Origin of the sequence: Plantactinospora endophytica (assembly GCF_016862915.1) — a bacterium.
GTDB lineage: Bacteria > Actinomycetota > Actinomycetes > Mycobacteriales > Micromonosporaceae > Plantactinospora > Plantactinospora endophytica.
On the sequence record NZ_BONW01000013.1, the window covers coordinates 513979 to 529181 of the forward strand.

The following is a 15203-nucleotide window of genomic DNA, read 5'->3' on the forward strand; positions in this document are numbered from 1 at the left end:
GAGGGGGTGCGGGAAGTCCTTCAGGCGATGGCAGGGGTCGGGGTCGGGTGGGCCGGGATGTCCTCGGTCAGCGGTGGTTGGTGTGCGCGGCGGCCGGTGCCGCCGCCGCGCCCTTGGCCGGCGCGGCCGGCGCGTGGTTGCCGGCGTGCGGCGGCATCTGCCCGTTCTCGTCGAGTACGTGCATCCAGGTGGACATGCCCAGGTCGGAGTGGAACTGCATGTGGCAGTGCAGCATCCAGCGGCCCGGTCCCACCGAGTCACCCGCGACGAACTGCACGCCGAAGGTGTCACCCGGGCCGAGCGTCTTGTTGTCGATCACCGGGATCGAGTCGATCAGGGCCCGGTTGGTGCCCTCGACCACGCCGGTCCGGGTGTCCGCCCAGGAGTGCCCGTGCACGTGGAACGTGTGCATGTCGTCGCCGAGGCCGATCACGATGAACTCGACCCGCTCGCCGATCTTGGCGACGATGCAGGTCGGGCCGGGCACCGGGTTCACCGGGTCACAGGTGTCCGCCTCCGCGCTGCGCCGCAGGTTGATGGTCTGCCGGTCGCCGAAGGCGGTCACGTAGGTGCGGTCCGGCCGTACGTCGCCCTGCCGGCGAACCACGAGGCCGCCGAAGAGCCCGGAGCGCAGGCCCTGGGTGCCGTGCGGCCCGCCGACCACGTGGTCGTGGTACCACCAGTAGCCGGCGGTGCCCGGCGAGGTCGCGGTGCGCGGCTTGGCGAACCAGATGTACGTCCGCGACCCGCCCGGCGGCACGAACGAGTTGCTGTGCGTCGTGCCGTCGGACATCTGGGTGTACTTGACCCCGTGCACGTGCAGCGAGACGCCGATCGGATGCGCGGGATCGGTGCGCAACTGCTCCAGGGTCGCCGCCGGCACCTGGTTGTGCAGGGTGATCGCCAGGCACTCGCCCTCGATCATCTCCATCGTCGGCCCCGGGTAGGAGGCCGTCTGCGGAGTGAGGCCGTAGCCGAGCCGGACCTGGTTGGTCACCGGGTCCTTGGGCAGCTCGACCGCGTACAGGTTCAGCCGGCGGTCCGGCGTGACACAGCCCTCCGGGCGTTCCGCCGACCGGGCGGCGAGGGCCGCCTCGACCGCCCGCTCGGCCGGCCGGGCGGTGGTACCGCCGGCCAGGGCCAGCCCGCCCGCGCCGACGGAGGTCACCAGCATGACGGCGGCGACCAGTACGGCCCGGCCGGCGCTGGTGCCGAAGAGCCGGCCCCGCGACACCGGGCGGGGCTCGGGCCCGCCGGCGGTCGGCGAGAGTACGACCTCGCCGATGTCGTTCGTTTCCTTGTCCAACGTGCTATCCAATCGCTCGGCCAGCACCGATGGCGCTGGTGGGCGGGAACCGGACGGCGTGCGAGGCCGGCGTCACTGGGTTGTCAGCGGCAGCGGGGCGACCCTGACGTTGCGGAAACTGACGATGTCGCTGGCACCGTGGTTCTGCAGGCCGACGTAGCCGGTCGCGTTCTGGCGCCCGGCGCCGCCCGGGTCGTCCGCCCGCGGCGGGTCGAAGACCGCGCCCGGTACGTTCACGTACTCGTTGATCAGCTCGCCGTTCCGGAACACCGAGTAGTGCTGGCCGACGACCCGGATCTCGTAGTCGTTCCAGGTGCCCTTGGGGGTGACCTGCGCGCCGTCGAGGTCGACCCGGTCGAACCCGTACACGGAGCCGCTCTTGTACTGGTCGCCGTCGGTCCGGTCGAAGATCTGCAGCTCGTGGCCGTACTTGATGGCCACCCACTCGGGGCGGGACTCCTGCGGGTGCTGGTGCACCTGCGGGAAGCGGACGAAGACGCCGCTGTTGGCCCGACCGTCACCGGGGGCGTCGTCGCGCCACTGGAGCTTCAGCGAGAAGTCGCCGTAGCTGCGGACCGGGAACCAGAGCATGCCGAGCCCGTCGACGGACCGGCTGGTGATCGACCCGTCGGCGTTGCGCCGGAAGCCGCCCGCGCCGACCTGCTCCCACAGCTTGAACGAGGCGTTGGTGCGGTCGAGGATCGGCTGGTAGCCCTGCTGTGCTTCGGACCTGCCGACGCCGGACTCGCGGGCCGTGCGTACCAGGGCGTTCCTCTCCTTGAGCTGGAGCTGGCCGCGGACGTGCAGCCGCTCGGCGATCGCCGTGACGTGGTCCACGAACTCGGCGTGGGTGGGCCAGGCCCGCTCGTCCTCGATCAGGTTGTTGATCGAGCAGCGGCCCTCGACGACCCGGTTGGCGACACCGCTGTCCAGCGTGCCGGTCCAGACCGTCGGCCGGGTGTCGGTGACCAGGCAGGCGGGTGCCGGCGGTCGGCTCTCCACCACCGTGAAGGTGGTCGACGCGGTGCCGGAGACGTTGCCGGCCCGGTCGGTGGCCCGGTAGCTGACCGTGTGTGCACCCGGGGTGTTCACCGTCAGCGGGCCGGAGTAGACGACGTAGCCGCGCCCGTCGAGGGCGTACTCGACCCGGAAGACGCCGGAGCCGGTGTCGGTGGCGGTCAGCACGATGGTGGCGCTGCCGACGTACGCCCAGCTTCCGTCCTGCTGCCCGGTGATCGCGGCGGTCACCGTGGGTGCGGTGTTGTCGGCGGCCGGCGGCTGGACCACCCGGAAGGAGACCGATCCGGGGGTGGAGGTGTTGCCGGCGACGTCGGTGGCCCGGTAGCTGACGGTGTGCTCACCGGGCTGGTTGACGGTCACCGGTGCGGTGTAGGCGGCGTACGGCTGGCCGTCGAGCGAGTACTCGACCTTGTCGACGCCCGATCCGGCGTCGGTGGCGGTGACGGTGACCGTGGCCGCACCGACGTACGCCCCGGTGCCGTCCCGGTTGCCGGCGACGGCGGCGGTCGCGGTCGGCGGGGTGCTGTCGTCCGGCCGCGCGACCACCCGGAAGGTGACGGACTGCGGTGCCGAGGTGTTGCCGGCCTTGTCGGTGGCCCGGTAGCTGACCGTGTGCTCACCGGCCTGGTTGACGGTCACCGGCGCGGTGTAGGCGGCGTACTGCCCGCCGTCCAGCGAGTATTCGATCTTGTCGACGCCCGACTCGGTGTCGGTGGCGGTGACGGTCACCGTGGCCGACCCGAGGTAGCCGCCGTTGTCGTCGCGGTCGCCGGTGACCCCGCCGGTCACGGTCGGCGCCGTGGTGTCCGGGGTGGACGTGTCGGCCACCTCGAACGCGACGGACTGCGGTGCCGAGGTGTTGCCGGCCTTGTCGGTGGCCCGGTAGTTGACCGTGTGCTGGCCCGGCTGGTGCACCATCACCGGTGCGGTGTAGGTGGCGTACGCCTGGCCGTTCAGCGAGTACTCGACCTTGTCGACGCCGGACTCGGTGTCGCTGGCGGTCAACGTGACGGTGGCCATGCCGAGGTACTCGTCGTCCTCGTTCTGTTCGCCGGTGACGGCGGCGGTCACCGTCGGCGCGGTGGTGTCCGGGTTCGGCGGCGCGACCACCTGGAAGGCGGCCGACTGCACCGGTGAGGTGTTGCCGGCGACGTCGGTGGCCCGGTAGGTCACCGTGTGCTGGCCGACGGTGCTGACCGTGACCGGGGCGGTGTAGGTGGCGTACTGCCCGCCGTCCAGCGAGTACTCGACCTTGTCGACGCCGGACTCGGTGTCGGTGGCGCTCAGCGTGACGGTGGCCGTGCCGACGTACGCGTCGTTCTCGTCCTGTTCGCCGGTGACGGCGGCGGTCACCGTCGGTGCGGTGGTGTCCGGACTCGACGGCCGCACCACCTCGAAGGCGGTCGATCCCACCGGGGAGGTGTTGCCCGCCACGTCGGTGGCCCGGTACGTCACCGTGTGCTGCCCGTAGGCGCTCACCGTGACCGGGCCGGAGTAGGTGCCGTACGCCCCGCCGTCCAGCGAGTACTCGATCCGGCCGACGCCCGATCCGCTGTCGGTGGCCGACAGGGTCACCGTGGCGGAGCCGACGTAGGCGCCGTTCTCGTCCTGCTCACCGGTGACCTGCGCGGCGACCGTCGGCGGGGTGGTGTCCTCGCCGCCGCCGGTGACGACGAAGGTGCCGGTCATCATCCCGTGCCCGGGGATCGCACAGAAGTACCGGTAGGTGCCGGGCGTCAGCGTCACGTCGACGGTCCACCGGCCCTGGTTGGCATCGAACGGGTCGGCCAGGATGTTCACGTTGACGTCGTTGTTGTACTCCGGGTTACCGGTGTCGAACGTGAGGGTGTGCTGCATGCCGGTGGTGTTGCCGGTCGCGGCGCTGTTCTCGAAGATGAGCGTTGCCGGTCCCGCGACCGCCGTGGTGGGCGCGGAGGTGTAGGACTGCGTACTGTTGCCGGCCGTCCAGGTGAGCACCTGGGCCTGTAGTTGGCGGTCCGATCGGAGACCGATCGGTGCGATTGGCTCGGGGTCCACGGGGCGGGCGCCGGCCGGTACGGCGACGAGCACCGAGCCGGTGAGCAGGACGGCCAGTGCCGCGAGCATCCTCATCGGTCGGCCCGACCGGCCCGTGGCGAGCCGGGCGAGCAGCCGCGGACGCCGTGGCGGGCCGCTTCGCACAGGAAAAGCTGGCATGTCGAACACACCTTTCGCGAGTCTGGCATGAACGTCGACGACCCGTGGGGGCTCGCGTGGATCGACGGGTGACATGGCGGCAGACCGCACCCCGGTGTGATCCACGATGGTGGGTCCGGTGCTGCGGCTGGCGGCCTGTCAGGGCTGGCGTGTGGGGGTGTCGGATCGGGGGTAGGTGGACGCGGACGAGGTCGGACCCGCACCGGAGGGGCCGCCGGTCGCCTCGCCCGGGGGTTGGCCGGGACCGACGTCGGTACGGGCCTGGCGCGGGCTGGCCCCGCCAGGACGGTCTGCGGGCACGCCGACCTGGGGAGACGGGCCTCCCCGGCCGAGCCGTGGCTCTCAGACGATTGAGCTAACCGCGCCGCCGGTTACCTCGATGAAACATGTTGATGTTGTCCGACACTAACCGTCTTGGCGTCAACATGTCTAGATCTTTCGAAGAGATAGGACGCACTTTCGTTCGTTGTGACAAAAGCGATTGGATGAGCGTGCGGGTCGCCTCTTCCGTCCTGATGAAGGATGTCGATGTAATGCCTGGTTCATCCGCACTTGCTCACGAGATCCCCGACGATACCGGCCGAATGCGACAGTTATCTGTCCAGTCCGGATTCACGGCTTAGGGGTGGGTCCGCAGTGATGGTCAGAGCGAGCGGCAGACGCCGACGGCGGCACCGACCGCTGCGCGGGCTGTCCTGCCGACCGGACAGACCACTGCCACCGACTGGGACACCCCGGCGGACTGGGCGCTGCCTGTCGGCCGGACACCTCGGCGCGGGTCGCCGCCTTCGGTGGAGATCCCGCCGGAGCTGTCCGCCCGGTCGGACCGCGACGGGTCGGTCCCACCCGTGCTGTCGCAACTGCGCCAGTTGTCCACCGGTACGAGACTGATGACCGGTTCAGGTCGCGGAGGCGAACCCGTGGTGGTCGCCCCGGGGGTGCTTTCGTCGGTGCCGCGTCCCGGAAGCTCGGAGGAACGATGATCAATCTACAGGTACGCGGAGAGACCGGGGAGATCCTGGTGCACGGGTCCAGCCAACTGGCCTGGACGTCGACGGTCGGTCGGATAGACGAGGAGCGGTTCCCGTTCCTGGGGAGCCTGTTGCCCTACGCGGACACCATGTTCAACTCGCGGCAGACGCCGAGGCTCCGGCGCGAACTCGCCGCCCACGAGGTCCGGGAGATCCTCGGGGCGGATGCCGTGGCGGAGATCGAGGCGCTCTGTGCGCAGGTCGAGAATGGACAGCACCTGTATCTGTGTTCGTGGGCGACTGACCCGGCCCCGGGCCGCCGCCTCCGGCCGCCGACGACCGCTGCCCGCCGCATCTCGCCGTGCCGACTCGTCCGGCAGGACCGGTGCGGGAGGACCCGGGACGGGCCTCTATCCCGGGACCGGCGGGGTGGGGGCCAACCGTGCGACGGCGCCGACCACCAGGTCCCAGAACGGTTCGGCGTCCAGCCGCATCGCCACGTTGGCGTTGTCCGGTGCGGCGGTGCGGTGGTGCAGGTCGACCACTGTCGCGCCCCGGGTGTGCGTACCGGCCAGTTCCACCGCGACCGGTGCCGGCACACAGGCGACGATCGACGGGTCGATCACCCGGGCGACCGCGATCGGGTCGTGCAGCGGCGGGTCGGCCAGCCCGAACACGGTCTCGTACGTCGTCGCGAAGAACGTCATGAGGTCGACGCAGAACCGGGCGAGGTCGGTGTCGAGCCGCTGGAACCGCGCGATGACGTCCCGCGTCGCCAGCGCCTGGTGCGTGATGTTCAGCCCGCACATCGTCACCGGCAGACCGGAGCGCAGCACGATATCGGCGGCCTCCGGATCCACCGCCACGTTGAACTCACCGTACGGCGTGACGTTGCCGCGCCCCGTCGAGCCGCCCATGAAGACGATCTCGCGGATCCTCGGCGCCACCTCCGGGTGGTCCCGCAGCAGCGTCGCGATGTTGGTGAGCGGTCCGGTGGGTACCAGCGTGACGGGTTCCGGATGGTCGAGCAGGATCCGGCGGATCAGCGCGACGGCGTGCTCGTCGACGACGGGGACCGTCGGCTCGCCCAGGGTCGGGCCGTCGAGTCCGCTCGCCCCGTGGATCTCCGGCGCCACCCGCAGTTCGCCGACGAGCGGCGCGGCGCAGCCGGCGGCGACCGGCACGTCGGTGATGCCGGCGATGGTGCAGATCCGCCGTGCGTTCACCGTGGTCTTGTCCAGGGTCTGGTTGCCGGCGACGGTGGTGATGGCGAGCAGCTCGATCCGGGGGTCGGCCGCCGCCAGCAGCAGGGCCAGCGCGTCGTCGTGTCCCGGGTCGCAGTCGAGGATCATCGGCGTAGCCAAGGAACACCACCCTTCTCCGAGGTCCGCGACAGCGGTCGTCCCACGGTACGGCAGCAGTCGTCACAGGCCGGCCGGACCGGTCAGGAATCGAGAAGCACCGGCGTCCGTGCCGCACCTAGCGTGGCTTGCATGGACATCACCATCCACGCCAGCTTCCTGCCGCACGTCGACCCGGACGCCTCCCTGGCCTTCTACCGCGACACCCTCGGCTTCGAGGTCCGCGACGACGTCGGCTACGACGGGATGCGGTGGATCAGGGTCGGTCCGGCCGACCAGCCCGGTACGTCCCTGGTGCTGGAGCCGCCGGCCGCCGACCCCGGCATCACCGCCGACGAGCGCCGCACCATCACCGAGATGATGGCCAAGGGCACTTACGCCGGCATCACCCTGGCCACCGCCGACCTGGACGGCACCTTCGAGCGGTTGCAGGCCGACGGCAGCGGCGCCGAGGTCGTCCAGGAGCCGACCGAGCAGCCGTACGGGGTACGCGACTGCGCGGTCCGCGACCCGGCCGGCAACCTGATCCGGATCCAGGAACTGCGCTGAGCCGCACCGCGACTACCGAGCGCTGTCGACGTCGAGGCCGTCCAGGTGCGGCGGGGACAGCCGCCGGACCACCTCGGTCGATGTCGGCCGATCCCCGACCTCGGCACAATTCCGAAGCGAGGCGCCGGAGGTTTTCGTCCCACGGCATCCGGCGCCGAATGCCTTGATTCCACGGCTACCACCCGCGCGGATTACCGGACGCCGTGGCAGCCGGTCCGGGCAGCGGTTACGAGATCGGTGCGGTGCGGTCTGGAGCCGCCGTGGGGTGGCGTGTAACCTCCTCCCTCGGCGATGGTGGCATTCCGGATCCCAGACAGCCCGGCCCCGGATTCCGCCGCCGACCGCGGTAGTTCCGAACGAGAACATCACGACTGAGACCGTGCGGCGCCGCTCCGAGGCGTTATGCCGCCCGTGCACCGGAACGAACAGCGCCACCGGTCAGACAGGTCCACAATGGAGTGGCTTGCCGACGTCGCCGGATTGGCGTGGGCGGCATCGACTCCAGGGACGCGACGATCGGCTGTTTCGGTATCTGGACGGGACGGCTAGTGCGAGACCGGACAGATTGGTAGGGTTGCGCACACATCGGCAACGGCCTCCTGTGCCTTGCCGCTGAATTCTTCCGGGCTGCCCACGATTGGATCGAAGTTGGCGGACAAGCAAGCCGACGGCGCGAGCAGGCAACCTGATTCGGAAGCGCAGCGTCAGTCGACGACGAGTCGGCGGCGTGGTCGGCAGCAGTCGATCAGACGACGCGTGATGAGGCTGGTGCTCATTCCCAGTGTCGTCGCCCTCGTCATCTGGCTCGTCGCCTCGGGATACCTTGTTTTTCAGGGTTTCTACAACCGCGCGGTCGCCAACAGCGTCCGTGACGTGTCGATCCCGGCGGTTCCGGCGCTGGCGTCGCTCCAGCACGAGCGCCGGCTGAGCGTGGCCTACCTCGCCGAGTCGTCGAGGGACCTGAAGGCGCTGGCCGACCAGCGCAAGGAGACCGACGAGCGGCTGATCGCGCTGCGTAGCGCCGCGAACGCGGCACTGTCCAACGCGCCGCAGTCCATCACCACCCGCTGGCAGGCGTTGACGGACCAGTTGGACGAGCTGCCGAACCTGCGTCCGACGATCGACTCCAGGGCGGCCAGCGGCTCCCGGGTCTACGACTTCTACAACGGTCTCCTGTCGGCCGCGACCATCCTCTTCGACACCCAGTCCCGGGTGGTGCCCGACGTCGAGGCGAGCCTGGGTGGCATCGCGGCGACGGAGGCGTTCCGGGTCAGCGACCAGATGTCCCGGGCCGGCTCGACGATCGACAGTGCGTTCAGCTCCCGCTCGCTCAACGAGCAGGAACACCTGGAGTTCACCGCCCTGGTCGGCGCCTACCGTGCCGCGCTCACCAACGTCGCGCCGCACCTGGAACCGGCCGCGCGGGCACGCTACGAGAGCATCACCGCCGGTGCGCCGTGGAAACAGCTCGTCGCCGCGGAGAACGCCCTGATCGGGGCCGGCGCCTGGGACGACGGCGTACCCCGGGGAATTCCGGTCAACCGGACCCGCTGGGAGACCATCACCCGGCAGGTCTCCGACGAGCTGATCAGCCTGGCCGTGCTACAGGCCGACGGGGTCTCGGCAAAGGCGCTGCACACCGGTAACAACCAACTTCTGACCGCGTCGCTCGGTAGTCTCCTCGCACTGTCGATCGCGGTCGCCGCGATCCTGTGGGCGCTCCGCCAGTCACGCATCCTGGTGGACCAGGCCCTCTCCGTCCGGCTGGCCCGACTCGGCCAGGACGCCGCCGCGATCGTGGACGAGCGTCTTCCGGCCATGATGGCGCGGCTGCGGCGCCGGGAGAAGGTCGACCTCGCGGTCGAACTGCCCGGCCGGGACTACGGCAGTGACGAGATCGGCCAGGTCGCGGAGGTCATCAACCGGTCCCTGAAGGCGGCGGCGGCAGCCGCGGTCGACGAGGCGAAGACCCGGGCCGCCGGTATCGCCATGCTGATGGGCGTGGCCCGTCGTCCGCAGCGTCCACTCCAGCGCGGCCTGAAGGTGATCGAGGAACTGCAGGACCGGGTCGGCGACGAGAAGCTGCTGACCGAACTCTTCGACATCAACCACCAGCTCACCCAGACCCGACGGTTCCTGGAAAACCTGGTCATCCTCGCCGGTGGCCAGATCGGCCGCCGGTTCCAGAACCCCGTTCCGGTACGCCGGGTGCTGCTGGCCGCGTTCGCGGAGGCCCAGCAGTACCAACGGATCACCCTGCGTGGTGCGCCCGACGTGGCGCTGGCCGGCCGCGCCGTCGCCGGCACCATCCACCTGCTGGCCGAGCTGCTGGACAACGCGCTGGCGTTCTCCCCGCCGAAGACGACGGTCTGGGTGACCTGCAACGAGGTCAAGCACGGCGTCGCGATCGAGATCGAGGACGGCGGCGTCGGGATGAACTCCGAGGCGCTACAGACCGCCAACGAACTGCTGGCGACGGCACCCACCCCGGACGTGGCGGCGCTGAAGGACGGCGCGCAGGTGGGTCTGCACGTCGTCGCCGAGCTCGCCAAGCGCGACGGCATCCAGGTGAGTCTCCGTACCTCCGCCTACGGCGGGCTGCTCGCCATCGTGCTGCTGCCCGACCGGCTGATCACCCCCGAGGCCGCCGGTTCCGGCTCGGACCGGACCGATCCCGAGCTTCTCCACCTGCCGGCGATGGCCGGTGCGGTGCCGGGCCGGGCCGGCACCGGTCACCGGATTCCACGCCCCGCGGGCGGCGGTCATGGCGGCGGAGTCGGTACGGTCACGAACGGGGCGGCCCAGGTACGCCGCGACCCTCGGACGGCCGAGAGCCGACGACCCGATCGGGCGGGCGAGATGAAGCGAGAGCGTCAGGTCAACGGCAGCGCCGGCACAACACCGGAAGCCTCCGCTCCCCGTGCGGCCGACGCCGGGGTGGCTCCGCCGCGACCCTCCCGCCCACCGCTGCCGAACCGGCAACCGCAGCAGCACATCGCGCCCGAACTGCGGGACGACACCCCTGCTACGGGCACCGCCACACCGGCGGCCGGCACGGCGAGGACACCCGAGGAGGCCCGGGACCGGTTCACGCGGTACCAGCGGGCGTGGGCCGCCGGTAAGACAGATGGCAACGAGGAAGCGTCAACCAGCGACAACCAAGGCGGAAAAGCGTGACCAACTCGACCTCCGGGAATGACCTCACCTGGATGCTGGACGAGCTAGTAGAGGTTCCCGACGTTGTCTACGCCGTCGTCCTGTCGACCGACGGGCTGATCGTCCAGAAATCCACCTCGCTGGCGCAGGACGCGGCGGAGCTGCTGGCCGCCGGTGCCTCGTCGCTGCACAGCGTGGCCGCCGGGATGGGCCGGCGGTTCGAGAGCGGGCAGGTGCTGCAGGTCATCATCGAGTACGACGGCCGGACCCTGTTCGTCGCCGCAGCCGGCCAGAACGCGCGGCTGGCCGTACTCTGTGAACAGACCGTCGACATGGGAACGGTCGCGTACGAGATGAGCCGGCTGGTAACCCGGATCGGTGAGCACCTCGGCGCCGAGGTACGCCGAACCGCGACGGCCGCCAATGGTCAGCAGGGCAGGGGTTATGGCGTATGACGTGTGGGACGGTGACGACGAGGCGCAGGCCGGGCGGTTAGTGCCGCTGTACATCCTCGTCAACGGGCGGACGAGCCCGCGCAACACGAACCTCGACCTGGCCACCCAGGTCATCGCACTGCCGGTCGACCCGAGCCGACTGGAGCTGGAGTACCGGGAGATAATCGACCGCTGCGCCCGCTGGATATCGATCGCCGAGATCGGGGCCTATCTGCACCGACCGCTCACCATTACGAAGGTGATGGTGGACGTGCTGCTCGAACAGGGCTACGTGCGCGTCGGCGCGCCGGCACAGCAGAAGATCGCGGATCGGCGCATTTTGGAAACGGTTCTCGCTGGCCTCGAGAGGCTTTAGGCAAAGGGACTGCAACGTGGATCGCAAGTCGGTCAAGGTCGTCGTGGCGGGCGGCTTCGGTACGGGCAAGACCACCCTGGTCGGCGCCGTAAGCGAGATTCCGCCGCTGACCACCGAGGAGGTGTTGACCCAGGCCAGCGTCGGCGTGGACGACGTCACGGGGGTGGAGGGCAAGACGCGGACGACCGTCGCGCTCGACTTCGGACGGATCACCATCACCTCCGACGTGGTGCTCTACCTGTTCGGCACACCCGGGCAGGACCGGTTCTGGTTCATCTGGGACGAGCTGGCCCAGGGCGCGGTCGGCGCGGTAGTCCTGATCGACACCCGGCGGCTGGACACGAGTTTCCCGGCCGTCGACTACTTCGAGCGGCGGGGGATTCCGTTCGTCGCCGCCGTCAACCGGTTCTTCGGCGAGTGCCTCTACACCGAGGCGGAGATCCGGGCCGCGTTGAAGCTCGACGACGAGGTGCCGCTGCTCTGGTGCGATGCCCGGGACCGGGAGTCCAGCAAGAAGGCGCTGATCGGACTGGTCCGGCACGCGCTCGCCCGGATGCCGGTGTCCAACTGATTCGACCGGCTCGACCTGCCTGGGCGGTGCGCCGGATCGGCCGCCCGGGCCGGTGGACCGGGGGTGCGGCGTCGGTGCGGTGGTCGTACCTCAGTCACCCAGCCGTTCGCGCCAGTTCTCGAAGGCGCTGACCAGGTCGGCGGGCGCGCTCGCCTGGCGCAGCCGCCGTACCTGGTCTTCGGCGTAGCGCCGATACAGCGCAGTGAGGCCGGCTTCCAGCAGCGGTGCTGCGGCCGACGGATCCAGCGGCGCCCCCGACCGTACCTCGGCGGCCAGCCGGACCAGGGGCGTTGCGACGGCCCCGGGCTGGACCAGATACCACCTGATGGCCTCGTCGTTGACGGCGGCCCGGCCCATCGTGACGGCGTTGCTGTAGAAGAACCGGACCGGGAAGAGTACGGCCTTCGTGAACCACACCGGATCCTCTAGCAGGCGCCGGGGTCGGGCCAGCTCGGCGAGCACCTCGTCGGTCGCCAGCACCTGGACGGCGAACCGGGCACTGTCGACCAGCAGCTCGTCGGTGCCGGGAACGGCGACCTGCCGGGCCACGTCGGAGCCGAGCAGGAGCAGACCCTGCTCGGCCAGGTCGAGCCGGTCGATGGCGGGAAACCGCCCGTCGTCGTGACCTCGGCGCAGCGCGTCGAGCGAGCCCCAGAACACGGAGAGCTTGCGGTGCGGTTCGCCGCGCTCGCGCAGGGCCTGGAACGTCTCGGCGATCCGGTCGGCGTCGCCGCTGCGGGTGTCGGTCAGGATCACCGCCAGGTCGATGTCGCTGACCGCCGGGGCGTAGCCGCCGTGCGCGAGGCTGCCCAGCGCGTACCCGGCGACGAAGCGGTCGGCGAAGACCGTCCGGTGGGCGTGGGCGGCCTCCAGGGCGACCGCCCGCGCCGTGGTCGCCGGATCCGGCCCGATGACAGTGCTCACGCGGCCGTGTCGCGTACGGCACACTCGGCGATGCGGTCGGAGACGACGGTGATGACCTGCCAGGCGCGATCGAGCACGGTCACGATGTCGTCCACGTTCCAGTCGCTGCGCTGCCGCAGGATCTCGTAGCCCATCTCCAGGTGCTCGACGTCGGCCTCGTCGTGCAGCGAGAAGTACGGATCGTTGGGGAAGGCGCGGACACCGGCCTTGCTCAGCGACAGGCTGCCGGCCTCCAGGGCCAGGTGTGCCAGGATCGCCCGCTGCACCCCGGGCAGCGTGGCGAACTGGTCGACGAACCACGACGCGCCCGCCTCGATGACCGGGTCCCAGACCACCCGCTGGTCCTCCGCCCGGGTGCGGGCGAGGATCTCGTCGTGGCCGATCTCCTCCCGCTGGTGTTCGAGGGCGATCGTCCGCAGGGCGAAGTCACTCTCGTAGGTGACCCGGGCGCTGATCATCCGCTGGAAGGCGTTCGACCACGGCTGTAGGTAGGTGAGGACGGCCTTCTTGGTGGCGTCCGGGGTCGCCTCGTCCGCGAGCAGCCGGATGAGTCGGGACGACTCGTACTCCTCCTGCCGCCCGGTGTTGAAGTCGGCGACGCGCTGTAGGTCCGGCTGGCTCATCGGGGTGATCCTCTCCATCGGGTACGCCGGGTCGACGGGTGCGACCGGCGGCGCCGCGGGCTGGTGGTAGACGGGGAACCGGAAGTAGGTGGTGATGTCACCGGGGCGTCGTGCGGCCCGGTAGCTGACCAGTTCCAGGAGGCCCTGACTCTCGGCCAGGCTGGTCGGTGCCAGCGCGGCGGCGACGGCGTGCAACGGCCCGGGGTCCACCCCGGCACGGCGCAGCAGGTCGGCGGCGCGGTCGACCGCCTCCTGGTCGGAGGAGGTCAGGCTCGGCATCCGCAGGTACGTCGTGGACTCGGCGGCCCGGCCCAGGCCGGACCGGAACGCCAGGCAGGTCAACGCCTCCTGGCCCCCGTCGACCGGCGCACCGGTCAGCGTCTGGTACGCGGCCAGCGCCTCGTCGGTGTTGTGCGCCAACGCCACCGACGCCATCCGGTCCAGTTCGCGGATTCCGGCGCCGTGGTTGCGGTAGTAGACCTTCGCCCGGGACTCCGCGGTGTCGGTCAGGTCGAGGCCGAGGAACTCGATCTCACGCCGGCCGCCCTGGTCGTCCCCGTCCACCCGGCGGCGGGTGTCGTCCCACGCCTCGGCCATGCCCAGCCGCTCCATCGCCTGGCCCAGTGCGGCGGAGCGCTGCTCGGCCGGCCATGCGTACAGCCCGAAGTATGCCTTGTAGGCCGCCGGCCCGGGCGGGCGCCACGCCATCGAATACCACAGGGGTGCCGCCGCGAAGACCTCGCTGACCTGCTCGAAGCGGCGGGAGGTCGCGGCCAGGGCGGGCCGGACGCTGTCCGCATCCGACAGGCAGTCGAACAGTATTCGCAGCTCGGGGCGTCCGCCCGACCAGTTCAGCGACATCTCCGCCGGGAACCCGTCCGCCGCGACGAACGAGGGTTGGCGCGGCTCGTCCCCGATCCGTTCGTCGGCCCACGCCGGAAGCAGCTCGCGCAGCTCCCGAACGGTCCGCGTGGCCTGTCCGGCGGGCACGCCGAGCGCGTCGCACGCGCTGCCCCACAATCCACAGAGGAACTCGGCAAACCGCAGATCCCGCACGTGAGAGCCGCCAAACCAAGGGTTGCTCACCGTCCGGCCCAGGCTATGGTCCGAGCTCATGCGGCATAGAGTGACCCATTAGACCCGGGGTGTCAATGCGAGTGAACACGCTTTCACATGCGCGAACCAAGGGCTTCCGTCGGTGCGACCCGAGGGTGGGTGTCGCCGGTTATCGCGCAGCGTGACATTGACCCACTTCGATTATTGGCGGCGTGCCGAGGATCCATTCTGTGAGGTGCGGAAATGTCGCGTCGGCTTGCTGGCCGCATCGGTCGCTCCGGATTGAGTTGATCACCCAGAGCGAACAAGATCCCCGGGGTGCTGCCGCGCCGGGCGGCGGCTGGTGCCGGTCGACGGCCCGGGTGGCGGGCTGACGTGGCTCAGAGCACCTGCCACCACCGCAGCGTGGCTGGGCTTCCGAGGTGCTGCTACCGCCGACGCCCCGCCGTACCCGGGGGCCGCTCGCAGTCGTGCGGCGGTCGGGATCGCGCCGAGCGGCCACCGGCCGGCGGCCACCCGCGTCCACGTCGACGGCCGCTGCGGAAGTGCTCGCCAGAAGGCGCATGATGACGGTGTCGGCGCCCTTCTGTCGAGTGAGATCATTGTCACAAAAGCCTATCCTGCTACTCGGACAGTGACGTCGACAGATTCGTTGGGTAA

At 70.4% G+C, this 15203-nt stretch carries 10 protein-coding genes; 5 read left to right on the top strand and 5 right to left on the bottom strand.

Annotated features, from left to right (window positions below; translation table 11 throughout):
• Positions 1–67 precede the first annotated feature (67 nt).
• From Pen02_RS15205 to Pen02_RS15215, 3 genes are all read right to left on the bottom strand, one after another.
• Positions 68–1306, bottom strand: a complete 1239-nt coding sequence (locus Pen02_RS15205) for a multicopper oxidase domain-containing protein (protein ID WP_203866648.1) — start codon at positions 1304–1306, stop codon at positions 68–70.
• Between the two features lie 72 nt (positions 1307–1378).
• The gene (locus Pen02_RS15210) at positions 1379–4522 is read right to left on the bottom strand and encodes an OmpL47-type beta-barrel domain-containing protein (protein WP_377473684.1); all 3144 of its coding nucleotides are present in this window, start codon (positions 4520–4522) and stop codon (positions 1379–1381) included.
• Positions 4523–5903: 1381 nt separating this feature from the next.
• Positions 5904–6857: a nucleoside hydrolase gene (locus tag Pen02_RS15215; RefSeq protein WP_239140714.1), complete on the bottom strand. Its 954-nt coding sequence runs from the start codon at positions 6855–6857 to the stop codon at positions 5904–5906.
• Between the two features lie 129 nt (positions 6858–6986).
• Here Pen02_RS15215 and Pen02_RS15220 point away from each other — a divergent pair, with 129 nt between their 5' ends.
• The 5 genes from Pen02_RS15220 (at position 6987) to Pen02_RS15240 (ending at position 11940) form a co-directional block, all read left to right on the top strand.
• Entirely contained in the window at positions 6987–7403 is a 417-nt protein-coding gene (locus Pen02_RS15220; RefSeq protein ID WP_203866650.1) for a VOC family protein, read from the top strand.
• A 759-nt stretch (positions 7404–8162) separates the two neighbouring features.
• A complete protein-coding gene (locus tag Pen02_RS15225; RefSeq protein ID WP_203866651.1) occupies positions 8163–10580 on the top strand; it encodes a sensor histidine kinase in 2418 nt (805 codons plus the stop codon).
• Complete coding sequence (locus tag Pen02_RS15230) at positions 10577–11014, top strand: roadblock/LC7 domain-containing protein (protein ID WP_239140716.1); 438 nt, start codon at positions 10577–10579, stop codon at positions 11012–11014. The genes Pen02_RS15225 and Pen02_RS15230 overlap by 4 nt, the downstream gene beginning before the upstream one ends.
• Positions 11004–11369 carry a DUF742 domain-containing protein gene (locus tag Pen02_RS15235; protein ID WP_203866652.1) on the top strand — a complete coding sequence of 122 codons (366 nt, stop codon included), beginning with the start codon at positions 11004–11006 and terminating at the stop codon, positions 11367–11369. The genes Pen02_RS15230 and Pen02_RS15235 overlap by 11 nt, the downstream gene beginning before the upstream one ends.
• A gap of 16 nt (positions 11370–11385) precedes the next feature.
• Positions 11386–11940: a GTP-binding protein gene (locus Pen02_RS15240; RefSeq protein ID WP_203866653.1), complete on the top strand. Its 555-nt coding sequence runs from the start codon at positions 11386–11388 to the stop codon at positions 11938–11940.
• Between the two features lie 90 nt (positions 11941–12030).
• Here Pen02_RS15240 and Pen02_RS15245 read toward each other — a convergent pair whose 3' ends face one another.
• Positions 12031–12864: a nucleotidyltransferase domain-containing protein gene (locus Pen02_RS15245; RefSeq protein ID WP_203866654.1), complete on the bottom strand. Its 834-nt coding sequence runs from the start codon at positions 12862–12864 to the stop codon at positions 12031–12033.
• Positions 12861–14543: a hypothetical protein gene (locus Pen02_RS15250; protein WP_203866655.1), complete on the bottom strand. Its 1683-nt coding sequence runs from the start codon at positions 14541–14543 to the stop codon at positions 12861–12863. The genes Pen02_RS15245 and Pen02_RS15250 overlap by 4 nt, the downstream gene beginning before the upstream one ends.
• Between the last annotated feature and the right edge of the window lie 660 nt (positions 14544–15203).